Source organism: Saccharothrix sp. NBAS 001 (genome assembly GCF_056640475.1).
This window is the reverse complement of the sequence record NZ_CM153251.1, coordinates 6,300,611-6,321,082: the sequence shown is the minus strand read 5'-3', so window position 1 is coordinate 6,321,082 and position 20,472 is coordinate 6,300,611. Positions and strand designations below refer to the sequence as shown.

At 71.0% G+C, this 20,472-nt stretch carries 22 protein-coding genes and 1 pseudogene; 17 read left to right on the top strand and 6 right to left on the bottom strand.

What is annotated here, in order from left to right; all coding sequences use genetic code 11:
- Positions 1–8: 8 nt before the first annotated feature.
- On the top strand, positions 9–986 hold the full coding sequence (locus AC0HI0_RS27010) for a tyrosine recombinase XerC (protein WP_480926304.1): 978 nt from the start codon (positions 9–11) through the stop codon (positions 984–986).
- Positions 987–1,548: 562 nt separating this feature from the next.
- Positions 1,549–2,391 carry a FliA/WhiG family RNA polymerase sigma factor gene (locus AC0HI0_RS27005; protein ID WP_480934402.1) on the top strand — a complete coding sequence of 281 codons (843 nt, stop codon included), beginning with the start codon at positions 1,549–1,551 and terminating at the stop codon, positions 2,389–2,391.
- A 344-nt stretch (positions 2,392–2,735) separates the two neighbouring features.
- Here AC0HI0_RS27005 and AC0HI0_RS27000 read toward each other — a convergent pair.
- Positions 2,736–3,203, bottom strand: a pseudogene (locus AC0HI0_RS27000) (M23 family metallopeptidase); the annotation flags it as partial.
- A gap of 341 nt (positions 3,204–3,544) precedes the next feature.
- Between AC0HI0_RS27000 and rpsB the strand changes: the two are divergent.
- The 5 genes from rpsB (at position 3,545) to AC0HI0_RS26975 (ending at position 7,716) form a co-directional block, all read left to right on the top strand.
- Positions 3,545–4,411 carry a 30S ribosomal protein S2 gene (gene rpsB / locus AC0HI0_RS26995; protein ID WP_480926303.1) on the top strand — a complete coding sequence of 289 codons (867 nt, stop codon included), beginning with the start codon at positions 3,545–3,547 and terminating at the stop codon, positions 4,409–4,411.
- 98 nt (positions 4,412–4,509) lie between these two features.
- Positions 4,510–5,325 carry a translation elongation factor Ts gene (tsf, locus tag AC0HI0_RS26990; RefSeq protein WP_480926302.1) on the top strand — a complete coding sequence of 272 codons (816 nt, stop codon included), beginning with the start codon at positions 4,510–4,512 and terminating at the stop codon, positions 5,323–5,325.
- A 112-nt stretch (positions 5,326–5,437) separates the two neighbouring features.
- Positions 5,438–6,148, top strand: coding sequence for a UMP kinase (pyrH, locus tag AC0HI0_RS26985; RefSeq protein ID WP_480926301.1), 711 nt, complete (start codon positions 5,438–5,440; stop codon positions 6,146–6,148).
- 47 nt (positions 6,149–6,195) lie between these two features.
- On the top strand, positions 6,196–6,753 hold the full coding sequence (gene frr / locus AC0HI0_RS26980) for a ribosome recycling factor (RefSeq protein WP_480926300.1): 558 nt from the start codon (positions 6,196–6,198) through the stop codon (positions 6,751–6,753).
- A 114-nt stretch (positions 6,754–6,867) separates the two neighbouring features.
- Positions 6,868–7,716, top strand: coding sequence for a phosphatidate cytidylyltransferase (locus AC0HI0_RS26975; RefSeq protein WP_480926299.1), 849 nt, complete (start codon positions 6,868–6,870; stop codon positions 7,714–7,716).
- 7 nt (positions 7,717–7,723) lie between these two features.
- Here the strand turns inward: AC0HI0_RS26975 and AC0HI0_RS26970 are convergent, their stop codons facing one another.
- Positions 7,724–8,539 (bottom strand): VOC family protein, encoded by an 816-nt coding sequence (locus tag AC0HI0_RS26970; RefSeq protein ID WP_480926298.1) that lies wholly within the window; start codon positions 8,537–8,539, stop codon positions 7,724–7,726.
- A 57-nt stretch (positions 8,540–8,596) separates the two neighbouring features.
- On the opposite strand from AC0HI0_RS26970, the gene AC0HI0_RS26965 reads away from it, so the two are divergent.
- Both AC0HI0_RS26965 and AC0HI0_RS26960 read left to right on the top strand, forming a co-directional pair.
- Positions 8,597–9,343 (top strand): class I SAM-dependent methyltransferase, encoded by a 747-nt coding sequence (locus AC0HI0_RS26965; RefSeq protein ID WP_480926297.1) that lies wholly within the window; start codon positions 8,597–8,599, stop codon positions 9,341–9,343.
- A 37-nt stretch (positions 9,344–9,380) separates the two neighbouring features.
- Entirely contained in the window at positions 9,381–10,358 is a 978-nt protein-coding gene (locus tag AC0HI0_RS26960) for an aldo/keto reductase (protein WP_480926296.1), read from the top strand.
- Between the two features lies 1 nt (position 10,359).
- On the opposite strand, the gene AC0HI0_RS26955 is transcribed toward AC0HI0_RS26960, so the two are convergent.
- Positions 10,360–11,007, bottom strand: a complete 648-nt coding sequence (locus tag AC0HI0_RS26955; protein ID WP_480926295.1) for a PadR family transcriptional regulator — start codon at positions 11,005–11,007, stop codon at positions 10,360–10,362.
- Between the two features lie 108 nt (positions 11,008–11,115).
- Here AC0HI0_RS26955 and rlmN point away from each other — a divergent pair, with 108 nt between their 5' ends.
- Positions 11,116–12,222: a dual-specificity RNA methyltransferase RlmN gene (gene rlmN, locus AC0HI0_RS26950; RefSeq protein ID WP_480926294.1), complete on the top strand. Its 1,107-nt coding sequence runs from the start codon at positions 11,116–11,118 to the stop codon at positions 12,220–12,222.
- A gap of 102 nt (positions 12,223–12,324) precedes the next feature.
- Here rlmN and AC0HI0_RS26945 read toward each other — a convergent pair whose 3' ends face one another.
- Both AC0HI0_RS26945 and AC0HI0_RS26940 read right to left on the bottom strand, forming a co-directional pair.
- Positions 12,325–12,813 (bottom strand): beta-class carbonic anhydrase, encoded by a 489-nt coding sequence (locus AC0HI0_RS26945; RefSeq protein WP_480926293.1) that lies wholly within the window; start codon positions 12,811–12,813, stop codon positions 12,325–12,327.
- A gap of 249 nt (positions 12,814–13,062) precedes the next feature.
- Complete coding sequence (locus tag AC0HI0_RS26940) at positions 13,063–13,323, bottom strand: DUF2631 domain-containing protein (RefSeq protein WP_480926292.1); 261 nt, start codon at positions 13,321–13,323, stop codon at positions 13,063–13,065.
- A 140-nt stretch (positions 13,324–13,463) separates the two neighbouring features.
- Here AC0HI0_RS26940 and AC0HI0_RS26935 point away from each other — a divergent pair, with 140 nt between their 5' ends.
- The 7 genes from AC0HI0_RS26935 to AC0HI0_RS26905 all read left to right on the top strand — a co-directional run bounded on the left by AC0HI0_RS26935 (position 13,464) and on the right by AC0HI0_RS26905 (position 20,099).
- On the top strand, positions 13,464–14,615 hold the full coding sequence (locus AC0HI0_RS26935) for an ABC transporter ATP-binding protein (protein ID WP_480926291.1): 1,152 nt from the start codon (positions 13,464–13,466) through the stop codon (positions 14,613–14,615).
- Positions 14,608–15,753, top strand: a complete 1,146-nt coding sequence (locus tag AC0HI0_RS26930) for a polyamine ABC transporter substrate-binding protein (protein ID WP_480926290.1) — start codon at positions 14,608–14,610, stop codon at positions 15,751–15,753. Before AC0HI0_RS26935 ends, AC0HI0_RS26930 begins: the two co-directional genes overlap by 8 nt.
- A 71-nt stretch (positions 15,754–15,824) precedes the next feature.
- The gene (locus tag AC0HI0_RS26925) at positions 15,825–16,673 is read left to right on the top strand and encodes an ABC transporter permease (RefSeq protein ID WP_480926289.1); all 849 of its coding nucleotides are present in this window, start codon (positions 15,825–15,827) and stop codon (positions 16,671–16,673) included.
- Positions 16,670–17,482, top strand: coding sequence for an ABC transporter permease (locus AC0HI0_RS26920; RefSeq protein ID WP_480926288.1), 813 nt, complete (start codon positions 16,670–16,672; stop codon positions 17,480–17,482). The genes AC0HI0_RS26925 and AC0HI0_RS26920 overlap by 4 nt, the downstream gene beginning before the upstream one ends.
- Before the next feature lie 40 nt (positions 17,483–17,522).
- Positions 17,523–19,154 (top strand): sensor histidine kinase, encoded by a 1,632-nt coding sequence (locus tag AC0HI0_RS26915; protein ID WP_480926287.1) that lies wholly within the window; start codon positions 17,523–17,525, stop codon positions 19,152–19,154.
- A gap of 3 nt (positions 19,155–19,157) precedes the next feature.
- A complete protein-coding gene (locus AC0HI0_RS26910; RefSeq protein WP_480926286.1) occupies positions 19,158–19,808 on the top strand; it encodes a response regulator in 651 nt (216 codons plus the stop codon).
- A 162-nt stretch (positions 19,809–19,970) separates the two neighbouring features.
- On the top strand, positions 19,971–20,099 hold the full coding sequence (locus AC0HI0_RS26905; RefSeq protein ID WP_480926285.1) for a hypothetical protein: 129 nt from the start codon (positions 19,971–19,973) through the stop codon (positions 20,097–20,099).
- Between the two features lie 78 nt (positions 20,100–20,177).
- On the opposite strand, the gene AC0HI0_RS26900 is transcribed toward AC0HI0_RS26905, so the two are convergent.
- On the bottom strand, positions 20,178–20,444 hold the full coding sequence (locus tag AC0HI0_RS26900) for a GlsB/YeaQ/YmgE family stress response membrane protein (protein WP_360735020.1): 267 nt from the start codon (positions 20,442–20,444) through the stop codon (positions 20,178–20,180).
- Positions 20,445–20,472 lie beyond the last annotated feature (28 nt).

Here is a 20,472-nt window from a genome sequence, read left to right as displayed (position 1 = left end):
CAGGGGCTATGTCCCCGCCGCCGCCCGCTCGGACTCGTCGTGTCGACCTCGTCGGCCTGCGTCGCGAGCTGCCCGGCGACGTCTCGACCAACCTGGCCGACTACCAGCGCCACCTCGCGATGGAGCGCTCGCTCTCGCCGCACACCGTCCGCGCCTACCTGGCCGACGCGGTCTCACTGCTGGTCCACCTGGCGGGCGGGACGGCCGGTGACGCCACCGTGGAGGCGGTCGACCTCGCCGGGCTGCGCTCGTGGCTGGCGGCCCAGCACGGTGCGGGTGCGAGCCGGACCACGCTGGCCCGGCGCACGGCCGCCGCCCGCACGTTCACCGCGTGGGCGGCGCGGACCGGGCTGCTCGCCGACGACCCCGGGCCGCGTCTGGTCGCGCCCCGGCCGCACCGGACGCTGCCCGCAGTGTTGCGGCCGGACCAGGCGAAGGCCGCGATGTCGGCCGCGGAAGTATCCGCGGAAGGAGGCGACCCGGTTGCGCTGCGTGACCAAGCCGTGGTGGAGTTGCTGTACGCGACAGGTGTTCGGGTCGCCGAGCTGTGCGGTCTCGACCTCGGCGACGTCGACTACTCCCAAAGGGTGATCCGGGTTCTGGGCAAGGGTAGGCGCGAACGCACCGTGCCATTCGGCGTACCGGCCGAACGGGCAGTACGGCGCTGGGTGGAACACGGTCGATCGGTGCTGGTCAGCGACCGTTCACGGGACGCCCTGTTCGTCGGTGCGCGCGGCGGCAGGCTGGACCCGCGTACCGCCAGGAGGGTTGTCCACGATGTAGTGGGTGCGGTGCCCGAGACAGCCGACATCGGGCCGCACGGCCTGCGGCACACCGCGGCCACGCACCTGTTGGAAGGGGGAGCGGACCTGCGTACCGTCCAAGAGCTTCTCGGTCACGCTACGCTCGCAACCACTCAGCTCTACACACACGTCACCGTCGAACGGCTGAAGGCGATCCATGACCGAACCCACCCCCGTTCCTGACGTCGCAGGGGGAGGTTCGCGGACCGCAACCGTGACCTCTCCTTCCGCCGCGCGCGTCGGGGCCTCGTCGGAGGCGCAGCCCTCGGTTGCGCACGCCCCGACCGGGACGAACGGTCACCACGTCGCCGGCGACGACCCCCGCACCGGGCCCGCCGCCGGCGAGGCCCCGCGCACCAACGGCCACTCCGTGACGCCTGCCGCGCCCGCCCCCGCTGCACCTGCACCCACGTCGTCCACCCCGCCGCCGCCGGCACAATCGGCAACGGGACCGACCGGGCCTGCGCAACCGGCACCGGCCCGGTCCGCGCCGGAACTGGCCGCGCCGGAACAGGCGGGGTCGGAACAGGCCGCGCCGGAACAGGCGGGGTCGGAAGGGGCCGTGTCGGGACTGGCGGGGTCGGAAGGGGCCGTGTCGGGACTGGCGGGGTCGGAAGGGGCCGCGCCAGGAGCGGCTGTGCCGGGGCCGGCGTCGGGATCGGTGGATGACGTGCCGCCGGTCGATCTGTCCGCCGGTGTCGTGCCTGCCGCAGAAGGGGGTGCTGCCGACGTGACCGCCGTCGAGGTGCCTGCCGTGACCACTCCCGCCGCAGGTCGGCCCGCGCACCCGGCGTCGGAGTCGCGCACGGCCGACGACGTGGAAGCCGGGATCATCGCGCTCTGGCACACCTACGGCCAGTCGCACGAACGGATCCTGCGTGACCGCTTGGTGCTGCACTACGCGCCGTTGGTCAAGTACGTCGCGGGGCGTGTCGGCACCGGGTTGCCGGCCCACGTCGACGTGGCGGACCTGATCCAGTCCGGAATCTTCGGCCTGGTCGACGCCATCGAGAAGTTCGAACCTGAACGTGGGCTGAAGTTCGAGACCTACGCGATGCAGCGGATCCGGGGCGCGATCCTGGACGACCTCCGCTCCCAGGACTGGGTCCCGAGGTCGGTGCGCAGCCGGGCCCGCGACGTCGAACGGGCACTGGAACGGCTCGGTGGCCGGCTCCAGCGCACGCCGACCGACCGCGAACTCGCCGCCGAGCTCAAGATCGGCCTGGCCGAGCTGCGCGAGCTGTACGCGCAACTCCAGCTGACCAGCGTGGTGGCGCTGGACGAGCTGATCGCGGCCGGTCGCAGTGCGGGCGGTGCGGGCGCGTCACTGGCCGAGTCGTTGCCGGACGAGGGTGCGGAGGACCCGATCGCGACCCTGGTCGACCAGGACAGCCGCCGTCAGCTCGCCGACGCGATCGCGCAGTTGGCGGAGCGCGACCGCGTGGTCGTCACGCTCTACTACTTCGAGAACCTGACCCTCGCCGAGATCGGCAAGGTCCTCGGCGTCACCGAATCTCGGGTCTGCCAGCTCCACACCCGCGCGGTCCTGCGGCTGCGCACCAAGCTCAACGAACAACTCGAAGTCTGATCGTCCGGGGAGCGCGGAAAGGCCGGGAGGTCGCCGCGGGGCCCAATCCACGCGCACGGATCGTCCTCCCTGAACCGGTGCGCACCCCGGGTTGTCGAGCAGCGCGGAATCGCCGATTCGGCCTGCCGTGAATCCGTCGGGAAATCGTCGGGAGCCTTGCCGCGGGCTCGTCGCGTTCTTGGTTGTGCGGCCGTGTGACGAATGTGCCTGGAACGACGTCGCGGGTCCGGAGCGTTGCTCGGCGGGGTGTCGGTGAGGGGGAGCAGGCGGACTCTGGCTTGGGTCAGGAGGCTCAACGGGTCCAGGTATTCGCGGCGCGGGGCCGGGCGCAGCGCCGCCCAGTGCAGGCAGGTCGTCCGGCAGCCCTGGTGGCCGGGGGCCAGGGTGCCGATCGGGGTTCCTTTCGAGACTCGTCGGCCGCGATCGACCAGGGGTTTCAGCGGTTCGTACGTGGTCCGCAGATTGCCCTCGTGGGACAGGGACACGACCTGGCGGGTGCCGACCGTGTTGGCGAAGTGGACCGTGCCGTCGGCGGACGCGAGGACCGGCGTGCCGGGGGCGGCTCCCAGGTCGACGCCCCGGTGACCGGCGCGGAACGGGGTCGGTGGGGGCTGGAACGTCCTGAGCACCGGGTGGGGTGGTGCCAGCGGCCAGGCGTGGCGGGGTGGGCGGAGCGCGGTGGGGGAGCCGGCGGTGGGGGAGCCGGCGGTGGGGGAGCCGGCGGTGGCAGTGGCGGGGACCGGGTGGGCGCACAGCAGGGCCAGGGTGAGTGTCAAGGCTTGGACCAGCGGCGTTCGGATCGTGGGAGGCATGTGTCCACGGTGCCGGGCCGGGGCTGGGGCTACCAGCGGGTCTGGGCGAACTGTGGACAACTCGGCCGCCTGTGGACAGCTCAGGGGCGGGTTCAGGGCCCCTGGCGTGGCGGCGTACACTCGTCTCGCGGCCCGTGTGAGTGCGGGGCGACTTCGCGTGCCAATGCTGACTTGATCCACCTTACGTGGTCGAGTCGCGGCGTCCGGCGGTCCTGAGGTCAACTCCGGTTCGGACGGCGGCAAGGGCACCAGGGCGGCGGCCCACCCGGTCCGCCGCGACCAACCGGAACGCGTGCCGGCGGACAGCCGGTGCGCCTGAACGAAGAGGTGCGAACCCGGCCATGGCCGTCGTCACCATGAAGCAGCTGCTCGACAGCGGCGTGCACTTCGGGCACCAGACCCGTCGCTGGAACCCGAAGATGAAGCGCTACATCTTCACCGAGCGCAACGGCATCTACATCATCGACCTCCAGCAGACGCTGACCTACATCGACCGGGCTTACGAGTTCGTTCGGGAGACGGTCGCGCACGGCGGGTCGATCCTGTTCATCGGCACGAAGAAGCAGGCGCAGGAGGCCATCGCCAACGAGGCGCTCCGCGTCGGCATGCCCTTCGTCAACCAGCGCTGGCTGGGCGGCATGCTCACCAACTTCTCCACGGTGCACAAGCGCCTCCAGCGGCTCAAGGAGCTGGAGTCGATGGAGCAGACCGGCGGTTTCCAGGGTTTCACCAAGAAGGAAATCCTGATGATGAACCGTGAGAAGGACAAGCTGGAGCGCACGCTCGGCGGTATCCGCGACATGTCCAAGGTGCCCAGCGCCGTGTGGATCGTGGACACCAAGAAGGAGCACATCGCGGTCGGCGAGGCGCGCAAGCTGAACATCCCGATCGTCGCGATCCTCGACACCAACTGCGACCCGGACGAGGTCGACTACCCGATCCCGGGCAACGACGACGCGATCCGGTCCGCCGCGCTGCTGACCAAGGTCGTCGCCGAGGCGGCCGCCGCGGGTCTGATGGCGCGCTCCGGTGCGCGGACGAACGCGGCCGCCGGTGCCGACAAGCCGGAGCCGGGCGTCGGGACCGACGAGCCGCTGGCCGAGTGGGAGCAGGAGCTGCTGGTGGGCGCCGAGGCGACCGAGAAGCCGGCCGCCGCCGCTGCGGAGCCTGCCGCCGCCGAGGGCACCACCGAGGCCGTCCAGTCCTGATCCGTCGGCACGCCGCGCCCGCCACCCGCGGGCGCGGCGTGCACCGGTGACCGCTACACCCCCGCGCGTATCCCGCAGAAGGAACGGAAAACCGCACGATGGCGAACTACACCGCCGCTGACGTGAAGCGCCTGCGCGAGCTGACCGCCGCAGGCATGATGGACTGCAAGAAGGCGCTGGAAGAGTCCGACGGCGACTTCGACAAGGCGGTCGAGATCCTGCGCATCAAGGGTGCGAAGGACGTCGACAAGCGCGCCGCGCGCACCACCTCCAACGGTCTGGTCTCCGCCGAGGACGGCGTGATGATCGAGCTGCGCTGCGAGACCGACTTCGTCGCCAAGAACTCCGACTTCCAGGAGCTGGCCTCGCGGATCGTCGCGGTCGCCAAGGCGACCCGCCCGGCGGACGTCGAGGTGCTCAAGGCCACCGACCTCGACGGCCAGACCGTCGACGCCGTGGTCCAGGAGTTCTCGGCCAAGATCGGCGAGAAGCTGGAGCTGGCGAAGGTCGCCGTGTTCGACGGCACCGTCACCACCTACCTGCACCGGCGTGCCGCCGACCTGCCGCCCGCCGTGGGCGTCGTGGTCGAGTACACCGGTGACAACGAGGACGCCGCGCGCGGTGCCGCGATGCAGGTCGCCGCGATGCGCCCGCGCTACCTCACCCGCGACGAGGTGCCGGCCGACGTGGTCGCCAACGAGCGCCGCATCGCCGAGGAGACCTCGCGCGAGGAGGGCAAGCCCGAGGCGGCCCTGCCCAAGATCGTCGAGGGCCGGGTGAACGGCTTCTTCAAGGACGTCGTCCTGCTGGAGCAGGCGTCCGTGACCGAGTCCAAGAAGAACGTCAAGGCTGTGCTGGACGAGGCCGGGGTCACCGTGACCCGCTTCGCCCGGTTCGAGGTCGGCGAGGCCTGATTCGCGTGAGGGCGGGGTTGCGCAAGGATGCAACCCCGCCCTTGCCGTGTCCAGAGGAGGACCTGTGAGCGCAGAGGTAGACGCAGAGCCAGGCCACGGTTACCACCGGGTCATGCTCAAACTCGGCGGTGAGATGTTCGGCGGTGGCGGTGTGGGCGTCGATCCCGACGTCGTGCAGAACGTCTCCCGCCAGATCGCCGCGGTCGTCCGAACAGGTGTCCAGGTCGCCGTCGTGATCGGTGGCGGCAACTTCTTCCGGGGTGCCGAACTCCAGCAGCGCGGCATGGACCGCAGCCGCGCCGACTACATGGGGATGCTCGGCACCGTCATGAACTGCCTGGCGTTGCAGGACTTCCTGGAACGCGAGCACGGCATCGACACGCGCGTGCAGACCGCCATCACGATGGGCCAGGTCGCCGAGTCCTACATCCCCCGCCGGGCCATGCGCCACCTGGAGAAGGGCCGCGTGGTGATCTTCGGCGGCGGCGCGGGCATGCCGTACTTCTCCACCGACACCACGGCCGCGCAGCGGGCGCTGGAGATCGGCTGCGAGGTCGTGCTGATGGCGAAGGCGGTGGACGGCATCTACACCGCCGACCCCAAGACCGACCCGGACGCGCTGATGTTCGACAACATCACGCACCGCGAAGTCCTCGAACGCGGCCTGAACGTCGCCGACGCGACCGCGTTCAGCCTGTGCATGGACAACAACATGCCGATCATGGTGTTCAACCTGCTCACCGAGGGGAACATCGCGCGCGCCGTGCGTGGTGAGAAGATCGGCACGCTGGTGAGCACCCCCGGTGGTCGCCCGTCTTTCTAGACCTGCTGGGATTCGAGCAGAACTTCGCACACCAAGGGAGTCAAGCCGTGATCGACGAGACCCTCCTCGACGCCGAGGAGAAGATGGAAAAAGCGGTGTCCGTGGCGAAGGAGGACCTGGCGGCGGTGCGCACCGGCCGCGCCACACCCTCCATGTTCTCCCGCATCGTCGTCGAGTACTACGGTTCGCCGACCCCGTTGAACCAGCTGGCCAGCGTCGCCATCCCGGAGGCCCGGATGGCGGTCGTCAAGCCCTACGACGCTTCCCAGCTGAACTCGGTCGAGAAGGCCATCCGCGATTCGGACCTGGGGGTGAACCCCAGCAACGACGGCGCGGTCATCCGCGTGGTGATCCCGCAGCTGTCCGAGGAGCGCCGCCGCGAGATGGTGAAGGTCGCCAAGTCCAAGGGCGAGGACGCCAAGGTGTCCATCCGCAACATCCGCCGCAAGGCCAAGGAGGAGCTGGACCGCCTGGTCAAGGACGGCGAGGTGGGCGAGGACGACGGCGCCCGCGGCGAGAAGGAGCTGGAGAACGTGACGCACCGTTACGTCGCCCAGGTCGAGGAGCTGGTCAAGCACAAGGAAGCCGAGCTGCTGGAGGTCTAGGCCGCCGCTGCTGGAGAAGGTCCGGAGGGGCGCGTTGGACGCGTCGGTGTCGTTCGGCCGGATGACCGGTCGCGTGGTTTCCTTGGCCGGTCGACGGCCGTGATAGGAGCACAGGTGTCAGGCGGCGGTGAGCAGGGCGCGGCCGGGAAGAACGCGTCCCGCGCGGGCCGGGACCTCCGGGCGGCCATCGCCGTGGGTGTCGGGCTGGGCGCGGTCATCCTGTTCGCCCTGTTCACGGTGCGCCAGCTGTTCGTCGGCGTGGTCGCGATCGCGGTCGCGGTGTCCATGTACGAGTTGACCGGCGCGCTGAAGCGGGGCGGCGACATCAAGGTCGCGCTGGTGCCGGTGCTGCTGGGCGGCCAGGCGGTGGTGTGGCTGGCCTGGCCGTTCGGCCGCGACGGGATGCTCGCCGCGTTCGTGGTGACCGTGCTGGTGTGCCTGATCTGGCGGCTCAAGGACGGTGCGGACGGCTACCTGCGGGACGTCACGGCGTCCATCTTCACGGTCGTCTACGTGGCCGTGTTCGGGTCCTTCGCGGTGATGCTCGTGGTCCCCGAGGACGGCGTGTTCCGCGTGCTCGCGTTCCTGATCGGTGTCGTCCTGTCGGACACCGGCGGGTACGCGGCGGGCGTGTTCTTCGGCAAGCACCCGATGGCGCCGGCGATCAGCCCGAAGAAGTCCTGGGAGGGCTTCGCCGGGTCGCTGGTCGCGGGCATGGTGGGCGGCGCGCTCACGGTCGGCCTGATGCTGGACGGCGTCTGGTGGCACGGCGTGCTGTTCGGTGCGGCGCTGGTCGTCACCGCGACCACCGGTGACCTGGTGGAGTCGCTGATCAAACGGGACCTCGGGCTCAAGGACATGGGCACGCTGCTGCCCGGCCACGGCGGTCTGATGGACCGGATGGACTCGTTGCTGCCGTCCGCCGTCGTGTCCTGGCTGCTGCTGCACGCGTTCGTGCCCTGATCGGGCTTCAGTCGTCGTAGGGGTCGTCCACGGGCGCGCCCGTGTCCTCCTCGGACAGCGGGACCGCGCGGGACGGGTCGATCACCGAGAACGCCGAGCCGGTGTGGTCGGCGACCACGGTGACCCGGCCGAACGGGCTGTCGTACGGCTCGACGGTGACCCGTCCGCCCAGCTCCAGCACGCGGGACGCGACCGAGTCCGCGCCGATCTCCGGGTCGGCGGTGAAGTAGACCATCCAGTGCGCCGGGGTGTCCGGCGCGAACGCGCTGCCCATCCGCTGCCGGCCCAGCACGGTTTCGCCCTGCACCGCCCAGATCGTGTAGTCCACGGCGTGGCCGTCGCCGATCTGGGTGATCTCGAAGCCGCACAGCTCGTGGAAGAACTCGTCGGCCGTCGCGCCGTCGCGGGTGTTCAGCTCCGCCCAGGCGTACGCGCCGTGGCCGTCGGTGCCGAACAGCCAGTCCGGCGGCACGTGCCGGAAGCCGATCACGCCGCCGGTCGGGTCCGCGATCAGCGTGCTCACCTCGTCCGGCTCGCGCAGCACGTGCCCGCCGATCGCGTGGGCCTTCTCGGCGGTGGCGCGGGCGTGCGGGGTGTTCAGGTAGAGCGTCCACCCGAAGCCGCCGTCGGCGGCGCGCAGCTCGGCCACCGGCAGGCCGTCGACGACGGCGACCGTGTGCCCGGCCACGTCGGCGTACGTCCAGCCGAACAGCCCGGTGTAGAAGTCGATGGCCGCTTGCCGGTCCACGGTCGGCAGCTCCACCCAGCAGGGCGCGCCGTGGTGCAATTCGGCCAGAGCGGGAGAATTCGGGACAATCGACACCGCATTACCTCCTGCGAGCCGGGGGGAATGATCACGCTACGGCTCTACCCTTGTTTCGTGAAGGGATTCGTCCGCGCCGCGCTGGCCGCCGTGCGACCTGTCGACGTCCTGCCCAGCCCCAACATCTGGCACTGGCCGGACGTCTACGAGGTGGAGAACCGAGCGCAGGACGTGGAAGGCGCGATCTGGCGCGCGCTCGCCGAGGCCGTCGACTGGACCGGCCAGGACGTGGTGGACGTCGGCTGCGGTGACGGATTCCACCTGCCGGTGTTCGCGCGAAGATCCAGACGGGTGGTCGGCGTCGAACCCCACCCGCCGCTGGTGCGGCGGGCCCGGGAGCGCGTCGCCGACGTGCCGAACGCGTCCGTGGTCGCGGGGCCTGCGCAGCGGCTGCCGTTGCCGGACAGCAGCGCGGACCTCGTGCACGCGCGCACGGCCTACTTCTTCGGACCCGGTTGCGAGCCCGGCATGCGTGAGGCCGACCGCGTGCTACGGCCCGGCGGGACGCTCGCGATCGTGGACCTCGACGGCTCGGCGGAGCCTTACGGCCCGTGGCTGTGCGCCGACGAACCCCGCTACAACCCGATGGAGGTCGAAGAGTTCTTCGCGGCACAAGGGTTCGTGATGCGACGCGTGCGCGCGCTGTGGAGCTTCGAGACGCGTAAGGACCTCGAAGCGGTGTTGCGCATCGAGTTCTCCGCGAAGATCGCCGAACGCGCGATCGCGCAGACTTCCGGCCTGTCGTTCGAGGTGGGCTACCGGCTCCACACCCGGCGCAAGCCGTCCGGGCTCGTGCTTCCGTGAGTGGTTCGGGTGCCGGCGTGCACATAGGATCGGGCGCGTGGAGAACCGGAACGCGGGCAGGCTGGGTCGTCGGGTCGGCGTGATCGGGCTGGGCTGCTGGCAGCTCGGGGCCGACTGGGGCCAGGTGGAGGAGTCCGACGCGCTGGCGATCCTGCACGCCGCCGTCGACTCCGGGGTGGACTTCCTGGACACCGCCGACGTCTACGGCGACGGCCGCAGTGAGCAGCTGGTCGGCCGGTTCCTGCGGGAACGCGGCGACGCCGGCCTCACGGTGGCCACCAAGATGGGCCGCCGCGTCGAGCAGGCGCCGGAGAACTACAGCCGGGCGAACTTCCTGGCGTGGAACGACCGGTCGCGGGCGAACCTGGGCGTGGACACGCTGGACCTGGTGCAGCTGCACTGCCCGCCGACGCCGGTGTACTCCACCGACGAGGTGTTCGACACCCTGGACGAGATGGTGCAGGCCGGGCGGATCGCCGCCTACGGGGTGTCGGTCGAGACCACGGAGGAAGCGCTGACGGCGATCGCCCGGCCGGGCGTGGCGAGCGTGCAGATCATCCTGAACGCGTTGCGGCACAAGCCGCTGGAGCGGGTGCTGCCGGCGGCGGCGGACGCGGGCGTGGCGGTCGTCGCGCGGGTGCCGCTGGCCTCCGGGCTGCTGTCGGGCAAGTACCGCCGGGACACCGAGTTCGGTGCCGACGACCACCGCAGCTTCAACCGCAACGGCGAGGCGTTCGACGTCGGCGAGACGTTCTCCGGCGTGCCGTTCGAGGTCGGCCTGGAGGCGGTGCAACGGCTGCGCGGGCTGGTGCCCGAGGGCGCGACGATGGCGCAGTTCGCACTGCGCTGGATCGTCGACCAGCCCGGCGTGACCGTGGTGATCCCCGGCGCCCGCACCGCCGAGCAGGCGCGGGCCAACTCGGCCGCCGCGGACCTCCCGCCGCTGACCTCGCGGGACGAGGTCAAGGCGGTGTACGACGAGCTGGTGCGGCCGTTGGTGCACGGCCGCTGGTAGCTCACTCCTCGTCGGTGTCCTCTTCGACGTCCAGTTCGCCCAGGATGGCGTAGAGCTTGCGCCGGGCCTCGTTGAGCACCTCGACGGCCCGGGTCTTCTGCTCACGCGTGCCCGCGTGGGCCATCTGGTGCATCGCCGAGCCCAGGTGCCGCGACGCCGTGCGCAGCTTCGCCGCCTGGAGGTCGACCTCGTCGTTGACCTGCTGCCACGGCGGCGCGCCCTCCAGCTTGGCCGCTTCGGCCTGGCCGGACTCGGTGAGCGTGAACAGCTTCTTGCCGCCGGACTCCTCGCTGGACGCGACGAGCCCCTCGTCGGCGAGCAGTTGGAGCGTCGGGTAGACCGAGCCGGGGCTGGGCCGCCACAGGCCGTCCGTGCGCCGGCCGATCTCCTGGATCATCTCGTAGCCGTGCATGGGCCGTTCGGCCAGCAGGGCGAGCACGGCCGCGCGGACGTTGCCCTTGCGCTGCCGGCCACCGCGACCCCGGCCGCCCGGGAAGAAGCCCGGCGGCTCGGGCGGGACCGGGGGGCCGCCGAACGGCCCGAACCCGCGCCTCGGGTCGCCTCCGCCGAAGCCGCGCCTCGGGTCGCCGAAGCCCCGGCCGCGCTGGTGGCGGTCGTGCATGCCGTGGTTCTCGTGGGGGAACCTCATATCGCTATCTCCTTCATCGATCGGTTCTGACGTGTCGACGATATATCGGAACGCATCGCGATGCAACGGTGATGTGAGTCGCTCCGACGTGGGACACTGGAGGGCGCTATGACTGCACTCCCCCTCGTCTTCGACGCGCCCAAACGCGGCCTGCCGCCGCGCCACCTCGCCGACCTCACCGCCGAGCAGCGGAAAGAGGCCGTGGCGGCGTTGGGCGAGAAGCCGTTCCGCGCCGCCCAGCTGTCCAACCACTACTTCAGCCGGCTGACCGTCGACCCGGCCGAGATGACCGACATCCCGGCCGACTCGCGCGACCGGCTGGTCGCCGACCTCATGCCACCGCTGTGGACCGAGCTGCGCAGCGTCGAGGCCGACGCGGGCACGACCCGCAAGACGCTGCTGCGCGCGCACGACGGAACGCTGGTCGAATCGGTGCTGATGAGGTACCCGGACCGGGCGACGCTGTGCATCTCCTCGCAGGCCGGCTGCGGCATGGCGTGCCCGTTCTGCGCGACCGGGCAGGGCGGCCTGACCCGCAACCTGTCGACGGCCGAGATCGTGGACCAGGTGCGCCGGGGCGCCGCGGCCATGCGCGACGGCGAGCTGCCCGGCGGCCCGGGGCGGCTGTCCAACATCGTCTTCATGGGCATGGGCGAGCCGCTGGCGAACTACAAGCGGGTGATCGAGTCGGTGCACCGCATCTGCGACCCGGCCCCGTCGGGCCTGGGCATCTCGCAGCGCTCGGTGACAGTGTCGACGGTCGGCCTGGTGCCCGCGATCAGGAAGATGACCGAGGAGGACCTCCAGGTCCGGCTCGCGGTGTCGCTGCACACGCCGGACGACGAACTGCGCGACACGCTCGTGCCGGTCAACACGAAGTGGAAGGTCGCCGAGGTGCTGGAGGCGGCGCGCGGCTACGCGGACCGGACCGGCCGCCGGGTGTCGATCGAGTACGCGCTGATCCGCGACATCAACGACCAGCCGTGGCGCGCGGACATGCTCGGCAAGCTCCTGCGCCGCCACCTCGGGCAGCTGGTCCACGTGAACGTGATCCCGCTCAACCCCACCCCGGGCTCGAAGTGGGACGCCTCGCCGAAGCCGGTGGAGCGCGAGTTCGTCCGCCGGGTCAACGACCAGGGCGTGGCCTGCACCGTGCGCGACACCCGGGGCCAGGAGATCGCCGCCGCGTGCGGCCAGCTGGCGGCGGAGGGCTGAGCAGCGGTACGCCGCCGGTCGGCGCGGTCGACGCGCTCACCGGCGACGTGCCGGACCGGCTCCAGGCGTGCACACCCGGAGCCCGGCCCGCCGTTCGCGGGGTCAGACCACCTCGTCCAGCTTGCCCGTCGCCACGTCGAACACGAAGCCGCGGATCGAGTCCTTCAGCGGGATATACGGGCTGTTGCGGATGCGGCCGACGGACTGGCGGACGTCCTCGTCCAGGTCCTTGAACGCCTCGGCCGCCCACGGCGGCTTCACGCCCACCTCGTCCTGGATCGCCCGCTTGAACTCGTCGTCGGTGAAGGTGAGCATCCCGCAGTCCGTGTGGTGGATCAGGATGATCTCCCTGGTCCCCAGCAGGCGCTGGCTGATCGCCAGCGACCGGACCTCGTCCTCGGTCACCACGCCGCCCGCGTTGCGGATGACGTGCGCCTCGCCCTCGTTCAGCCCGAGCACGCGGTACACGTCCAGGCGCGCGTCCATGCACGCCAGCACGGCGACGTGCTTCGACGGGGGCAGCGGCAGCGGGCCGGAGAACTGTTCGACGTAGGCGGCGTTGTTGGCCAGTAGTTCGTCCGTGACGGACATGGCGGGTAATTCCTCTCACGGAGAGCAAGTGAATGTGTGCGCTGCGCGACACTGAGCCAACTGTCGTATGCGGATGTGCGCAACCGGCGTTCACTGGGTGGGAAGTGAGGCTTCCACGGCCCGTCCGGACCAAGGGGTCCGAGCTGCTCGTGCGTGATCGACGACGACCCGGACCTGAGGGGTCCGGGTCCGGGAATCACGAAACCGTCGAGTGCCGGCCGGGCCGCTCGCGACCCGGCGGGTGGTGGGCTAGCGCTTGCGCCAGGAGGTCCGGCTGCGGACCTGTTCCCAGATCAGCAGCAGCGCCATGCCGGTGCCGAACGCGATCACCCAGATGTTCTCGACCCGGCCGTGGTGGTTGCCGATCAGCAGGGAGAACGTGGCCAGCACGGACAGCCAACCGGCGATCCTGATGCCCTTGGGGAAGGTGCCGTGCCAACCCCACTCGGCCGACGGCTCGTCGTGGGTGTCGACCGCCGGACGCTTGTCCAGTTCCGAGGACGAAGACACAGCCGCACGACCTTCCTGCCCGATCACGTTCACCAACGGTGGCAATCGTCGCACATGGCGGGCGTGCGCGAGACGTGAGGTGCGCGGCACCGCCCCGAGGTCTACCCTCACCCGCTGTTTGACCAGCGAAAGGCGGCGAGTTGACCGAGCAGCCCGGCTTCCACCCGGCCGAGGAGCCCACGCCCGACACGTTCGCACCCGTCGAGGTGGGCCTCTACGGGGTGTCCAAGCGGTTCTCCGACCAGACCGCGGTGGACGACATCTCGTTGCGGGTGCACGAAGGCGAGTTCTTCTCCGTGCTCGGCCCGTCCGGCTGCGGCAAGACGACCCTGCTGCGGATGGTCGCCGGGTTCGAGCACCCGGACGCCGGCCGGATCGAGCTGGACGGCGTCGACATGGTGGGCGTGCCGCCTTACCGGCGGGACGTGAACACGGTCTTCCAGTCGTACGCGCTGTTCCCGCACATGTCGGTGTGGGACAACGTGGCGTACGGCGTGAAGCGCAAAGGCGTCAAGGGCGACCAACTGCGCAAGACGGTCGGTGAACACCTGGAGCTGGTGCGGTTGAGCCAGTTCGCCAAACGCCGGCCGGCGCAGCTCTCCGGCGGGCAGCAGCAGCGCGTCGCGATCGCCCGCGCGTTGGCCGCCGGCCCGCAGCTGCTCCTGCTGGACGAACCGCTGGGCGCGCTGGACGCCGTGCTGCGCAAGGAACTCCAGATGGAGTTGATGCGGATCCAGCGCGAGGTCGGCACGACGTTCCTCTACGTCACGCACGACCAGGAGGAGGCGCTGGTCCTGTCGCACCGGATCGCCGTGATGAACGCCGGGAAGCTGGAACAGGTCGGCTACCCGGAGGACGTCTACGAGCGCCCGGCGACCCGGTTCGTGGCCGGGTTCATCGGCACCTCGAACATCCTGGACGCCGAGGTGTCCGGTGTGGACGGCCGGTGGGTGGAGCTGTCCGCGCCGGGCGTGACGCGGCTGCGCGCCGCGCTGCACGGCGAGGTGCGGCACGGGCAGCGCGTGGCCGCGACCGTGCGCCCCGAGAAGGTGCACTTGTACGACCAGGCGGGCGAACCGCCGTCAGGCTGGTGCGTGTTCAACGGCACCGTGCGCGATGTCGTGTACACCGGGGTGTCGACGCAGTACGTGGTCGACGTGCCCGGCGGCGGCGAACTCGTCGCGTTCGTGCAGAACACCCGCCGCATCGACGACGCGGGCGCGCCGGGGCAACCCGTGCGGATGGCCTGGGACCCTGACTTCACCGTGCTGTTGGAGAACGCAGATGACTGAACGCAACCTCCGGATCGCCCGCCTGTGGGACGTGGACTCGGCGCGGGTGACCCGCCGGACGATGCTGCGCTCCTCGGCGTTCTTCGCCCTCGCCGCGACGGGCGCGTGCGGTGTCGGCGAAGCGCCGGGTGCCGGCCCCGCGCCCACGTCGAAGGCGAAGGCGGTCAACGCCAAGGACGAGCCGAAGCTGAACTTCTACAACTGGACGGACTACATCGCTCCGGACACGCTGTCCGGCTTCAAGGCCGCCGCCGGCATCGACGTCACCTACGACAACTTCAGCACCAACGACGAGATGGAGGCCAAGATCGCCTCCGGCGCGGCGGGCTACGACCTCGTGGTGCCCAGCGACAACTTCCTGCGCCGGTTCCTGCGCTCGGGCCTGCTGTCGCCGCTGGACCACGACCTGCTGCCGAACCTGAAGAACCTCGACCAGCGGTTCACCGAGGCCGACTACGACCCCGGCAACGCCTACTCCGTGCCGTGGGCGTGGGGCACGACGGGGCTGGCGTACTCGAAGTCCCTGCTCGGGGACGTGACCGGCTTCTCGGCCTACGACCTGGCCGCCGCGCAGGGCCGCAGCACGATCCTGGACGAGGCGCGGGACGGCCTGGCGCTGGGCCTGCTCAAGGCCGGCCACGACCCGAACACCACCGACGCCGCGCACCTGGACGACGCGGTGGCGGTGCTGCTGGAGCTGAAGAAGAAGATCGGGCAGATCACCTCCGACGTCATCGAGCCGCTGACCGGCGGGCAGGTGCCGCTGGCCCAGTCCTACTCCGGCGACGCGTTCCAGGCGCGCGGGGCCAACCCGGACATCGGGTACGCCATCCCCACCGAGGGCGGCCTGTCCTACGTGGACCTGCTGTGCGTGCCGAAGGACGCCCCGCACGCGGCCAACGCGCACCGGTTCATCGATTACATCCTCGGGCCGGAGGTGGGTGCGGCGCTGGCCAACGCGGTCCGGTACGGCAGCCCGAACGCGGCGGCCAAGCCGTTGATCGACAAGGAGCTGCTGGAGGACCCGCTGGTGTACCCCTCGGCGGAACGGCTCGCGAAGCTGCCGTTCACCAAGGACCTCGGCGGCGAGGTGGAGGCCCGGTACGCGGACGCGTGGACGAAGGTCAAGACGGGCTGACCGGGACGCCGGGGACGGGGCCGTTTTCGCCCGGCTGGTGGACGTCGGCGGAGGTGGCATCATGTGCGCTCGTGCTCCGAACCCGGCGCAGGTGGCTGGTCGCCACCGGTCTGCTCGCCCCCACCGGCCTCTGGCTGGGCGTTTTCCTCATCGCGCCGCTGGCGCTGGTGGTCCAGTTCAGCTTCGCCACCCGCGACACCGGCGTGGCGCGCGCGGTGCTGCCGTGGACGGCGCAGGCGTACCTGACGGCGCTGGACCCGGCGTTCCTGCCGATCTTCGGCCGCACCCTCGCCTACGCGGGCGCGACCACCGCGCTGTGCCTGCTGCTCGGCTTCCCCCTGGCGTGGTTCATCGCCCGGCACGGCGGCCGGTACCGGACCGTTCTGCTGGCCGCCGTGCTGGTGCCGTTCTGGTCGAGCTACCTGGCGCGGATCTACGCGTGGAAGGCGCTGCTGGACGGCGACGGGCTGGTCAACCGGCTGCTCGGGGTGGTCGGGCTGGACCGGCCCGGCGGCTTCCTGCTGACCGACGGCGCGGTGGTGCTCGGGCTGACCTACGGGTTCCTGCCGTTCATGGTGCTGCCGCTGTACGTGGCGTGCGAGCGGTTCGACCACCGGCAGGTCGAGGCGTCCTACGACCTCGGGCACGGTCGGGTGTCGACGTTCTGGCGGGTCGTGCTGCCGGGCGTGTTCCCGGGCGTCCTGGCGGGCGCGCTGCTGGTCCTGGTGCCCGCCGCCGGTGATTTCGTGACGCCCCGGCTGCTCGGCGGGGTGGACCAGTCGACCTTCGGCAGCGTGATCGACGACCAGTTCCGGGGCGGCAACAACTGGCCGCTCGGCTCGGCGATGGCGGTGTTGCTGCTGGTGCTGGTCGTGGTGGTGCTCGTGCTGCGCGGACGACGTGGGGAGGACGTGCTGTGAACCGGCGGCCGTGGGCGTTGGGGGCGGTTGCCGGGTTCGTCTTCCTGTTCCTCTACGCGCCGATCCTGTGGCTCGCGTTGGTGTCGTTCAACGAGTCGCGCTCGCTGAGCCGGATCACCGGCCTGTCCACGCACTGGTACGGCGAGCTGTTCGCCGATTCGCGGGTGCTGGAGTCCCTGGGCCTCACGCTGCGGCTCGCCGGGGCGAGCGCGGTCATCTCGACGGTCATCGGCACGCTGGCCGCGTTCGGGCTGCGGCGGGCGTTCCCGGGGCGCGGGCTGTGGACGGTGCTGCTGAGCCTGCCGCTGGTGGTGCCCGAGGTGGTGCTGGGGGTGGCGCTGCTCGGGTTCTGCGTGAAGCTCGCCGGCATCCCGCTCGGGTTCGGCGCGCTGCTCGCCGCGCACGTGGCGTTCTCGCTGAGCTTCGTGGTGGTCGTGGTGCGGGCGCGGGTCGCGGGCATGGACCACCGGTTGGAGGAGGCCGCAGCGGACCTCGGTGCCGGGCCGCTGGTGGCGTTCCGGACGGTGACGCTGCCGCTGGTCGCCCCGGCCGTGGTCGCGGGTGCGGCGTTCGCGTTCCTGCTCTCGTTCGACGACGTGGTCACGTCGAGTTACCTGACCGGCGTGGGCTCCACGACGCTCCCGGTGTTCGTGTACGCGCAGGCGAGCAAGCGCGGGGTGTCGCCGGAGATCGTCGCGCTGTCCACGCTGATGGTGGCGGCCAGCGCGGCGCTGTTGATCGCCGGTGTGCTGTTGGCGGCCAAACGTGCCCGTTCGTCAACTTTCGTCGAGTCGATCCGCGACCAATGAACGCGGCCCGGTGCGGGGAGGTTCTTTAACGTTGTCCTGTGTGACGTCTGTTGTGCAGCGACTGCGACCGGAAGTCGCGGACCTCCGGACGGCGCCGGCCGCGTTTCTCCGCACCCACGCCGAGCGCTTCCGCGCGCTGACGCCGTGGCGGGTCGCGCGGGAGCTGGTGGCGATCGTCGCCATCGTCGTGCTGGACGTCTGGCCGGGGTTCATCGCCACGCAGGACCCGGTCCCGGCGTGGGTGCTGATCGGCTTGGGCGTCTCGTTCGTGGGGCTCTACGTGCTGCGGTTGCTGTTCCCGGCGATCGCGCTGCTGCTCGGGATCTGGGTGGTGTTCAGCGTCGAGCACGGCGGCGTCGCCACGATCCTGATGCTGTCCTACGCGTCCGGCTACCGGATCGTGTCGTGGCAGCGGTCGTTGGTCACGGCGGCGTTGGGGCTGGCGCTGCACATGCTCGCGTGGGACATCACCACTCCCGGGCTCAGCGGGCCGTTCGGGTCGTGGGTGATGCTCACCGTGTACGGCATGGTGGTCGCGTTGCCGTTCCTCGTCGGGCGGTACACCGCACAGCGGAACGCGCTGGTCGCGGCGTTGCAGGACCGCGAGGAGACCATGGTCCGGGAGCGGAAGATGGTGTCGCGGCAGGTGCGGCTGCGGGAGCGGAACCGGATCGCGCAGGACATGCACGACAGCCTCGGCCACCGGCTGAGCCTGATCTCGGTGCACGCGGGGGCGCTCTCGCTCGACCCCGGTCTGGGCGACCGCCAGCGCGAGGCCGTGCAGGTGCTGCGGACCGCCGCGCTGACCGGGATGGAGGAGCTGCGCGGGGTGATCGGCGTGCTGCGGCGCGACGAACCCGACGAGGACCAGGTGCGGCGCACCGTCGACGCGATCGACGAACTCGTGGAGGGCGCGCGGCGGGCCGGGGTGCGGGTCAGCCTGGTGCGCGGCGGCCAGCCGTGCCCGCTGCCCGCCAAGGTCAGCCACGCGGCCTACCGGATCGCGCAGGAGGGGCTGACCAACGCGAGCAAGCACGCGTCCGGCGCGAGCGTGCAGGTGACGGTCAAGTACGAACCGGACGCGATGGTCGTGGAGGTGCGCAACAACCCGCCCCGGGTCAAGGCGGCCAAGGGGGCCGGGTTCGGGCTGATCGGGCTGGGCGAGCGGGTCCGGCTCGCGGGCGGGATGCTGCACGTCGGGGAGCTGCCCGCGGGCGGGTTCCGGATCGCCGCCGTGCTGCCGTACGAGGACACCGCGGCGGCCGGCGACGAGCCCGCCGACGACGAGCCGGCCGAGCAGGTCAAGCCGGGCGGCATCCGCAAGTGGGCCGGGGTCGGGTCGATCGCGCTCGCGGGCGTCGTGGTGCTCGCGGTGGTCGGCGGCTACACCTGGATCGGCAGCCGGCCGGTCACCAAGGTGGTCAAGCCCGACCTGTACGACTCGATCTCGGTGGGGGAGTCCGAGTCGGCGGTCCGGGACCGGCTGCCGGGCGGGGCGGATCCGCTGGTCAGCGACTTCACCTCGGACGCGCCGCCGGAGCCGCGCGGCGCGGCGTGCGAGTACTTCGTGGCCGACGACCAGTCGTACTCCCGGAAGGCGACCAAAGTAGTGCGGTTCTGCTTCGCCGGCGGCAAGCTCGTCGAGAAGAACTCCCACCAGCAGGAGACGTGAACGTTGATCCGGGTACTGATCGCCGACGACGAACCGCTGATGCGGGCCGGCATCAAGGCGATTCTCGGCACCGCCGAGGACATCGAACTCGTGGCGGAGGCCGGCGACGGGCGGGAGGCCGTGCAGATCGCCCTGGAGCGCCGGATCGACGTGGCGGTGCTCGACATCCGGATGCCCCGGCTGGACGGGCTGGCCGCGGCCCGTGAGCTCAAGGCCGTCGCGCCGTCGGTGCGGGTGGTGATGCTCACCACGTTCGGCGAGGACGACAACATCGTGCGCGCGCTGTCCGACGGCGCCGCCGGGTTCCTGTTGAAGGACTCCGCGCCCGAGGAGCTGCTGCGCGCGGTCCGCGCGGTCCACTCCGGGGAGGCGTACCTGTCGCCGATGGTGACCAGCCGGGTGGTGGGGATGGTCGCGGCGGTCGGCCAGCCCCGGCGGCAGGAGGCCGTGCGGCAGGTCGGCGGGTTGACCGAGCGCGAAGTGGAGGTGCTGGCGTTGTTGGGGTTGGGGATGTCCAACGCCGACGTCGGCCAGCGGCTGCACATGAGCGAGGCGACCGTGAAGACCTACGTGAGCCGGTTGTTGGCGAAACTGGGGTTGACCAACCGGGTCCAGGCCGCGTTGTTGGCCCGCGACGCCGGGTTGGCCGGGTGATTCCCGGCGATCGCGGCGGGACCGGCGGGTGGGATTTCCAGTTGCGCCGCGCCGAGGTCGTGCTGGGGTCGATCGCCGTCGACGGCGGCGATTTCCCGTGGATGACCGGGGTGTTCTCGGCGCGGCCCGGGTTCGCGGCGGTGGCCGGGCGGTTCGCGCAGGGTGCCGGGGGGTTCCGGCGCGGTGGTGCTGATCGACTCGGACGGGATCGAGGTGGATTTCCACCTGGAGGTACACGGGGATCGCGCCCGGTTCCGGTGGTGGCCCGCCGACCACGAGGACGACGGGTGAACGACGAATAAAAGCGCCCCCGCCGACGGCTTTGTCGGCGGGGGCGCTTGGTCGCGCGCAGCGCGCGGGGGGAACGCGCTATGCGCGAGCGCGATTGCCGGTCACCAGGCGGTAGATGCCCAGGACGACCAGCGAGCCGAGAATGGCCAGTAGCCAAGTGCTCAGGCTGAAGAACGTGTTGATGTCCGTGCCGAACAGGGCCTGGCCGATGAACCCTCCGACAATGGCGCCGACAATGCCCAGCAGCATCGTGATGATGATGCCGCCCGGGTCGCGGCCAGGCATGATGGCCTTGGCGATGGCGCCCGCGATGAGGCCGAGAACGATCCAACCCAAGATGCCCACGGGGGCTCTCCTTCCTGATGGCCGCCAC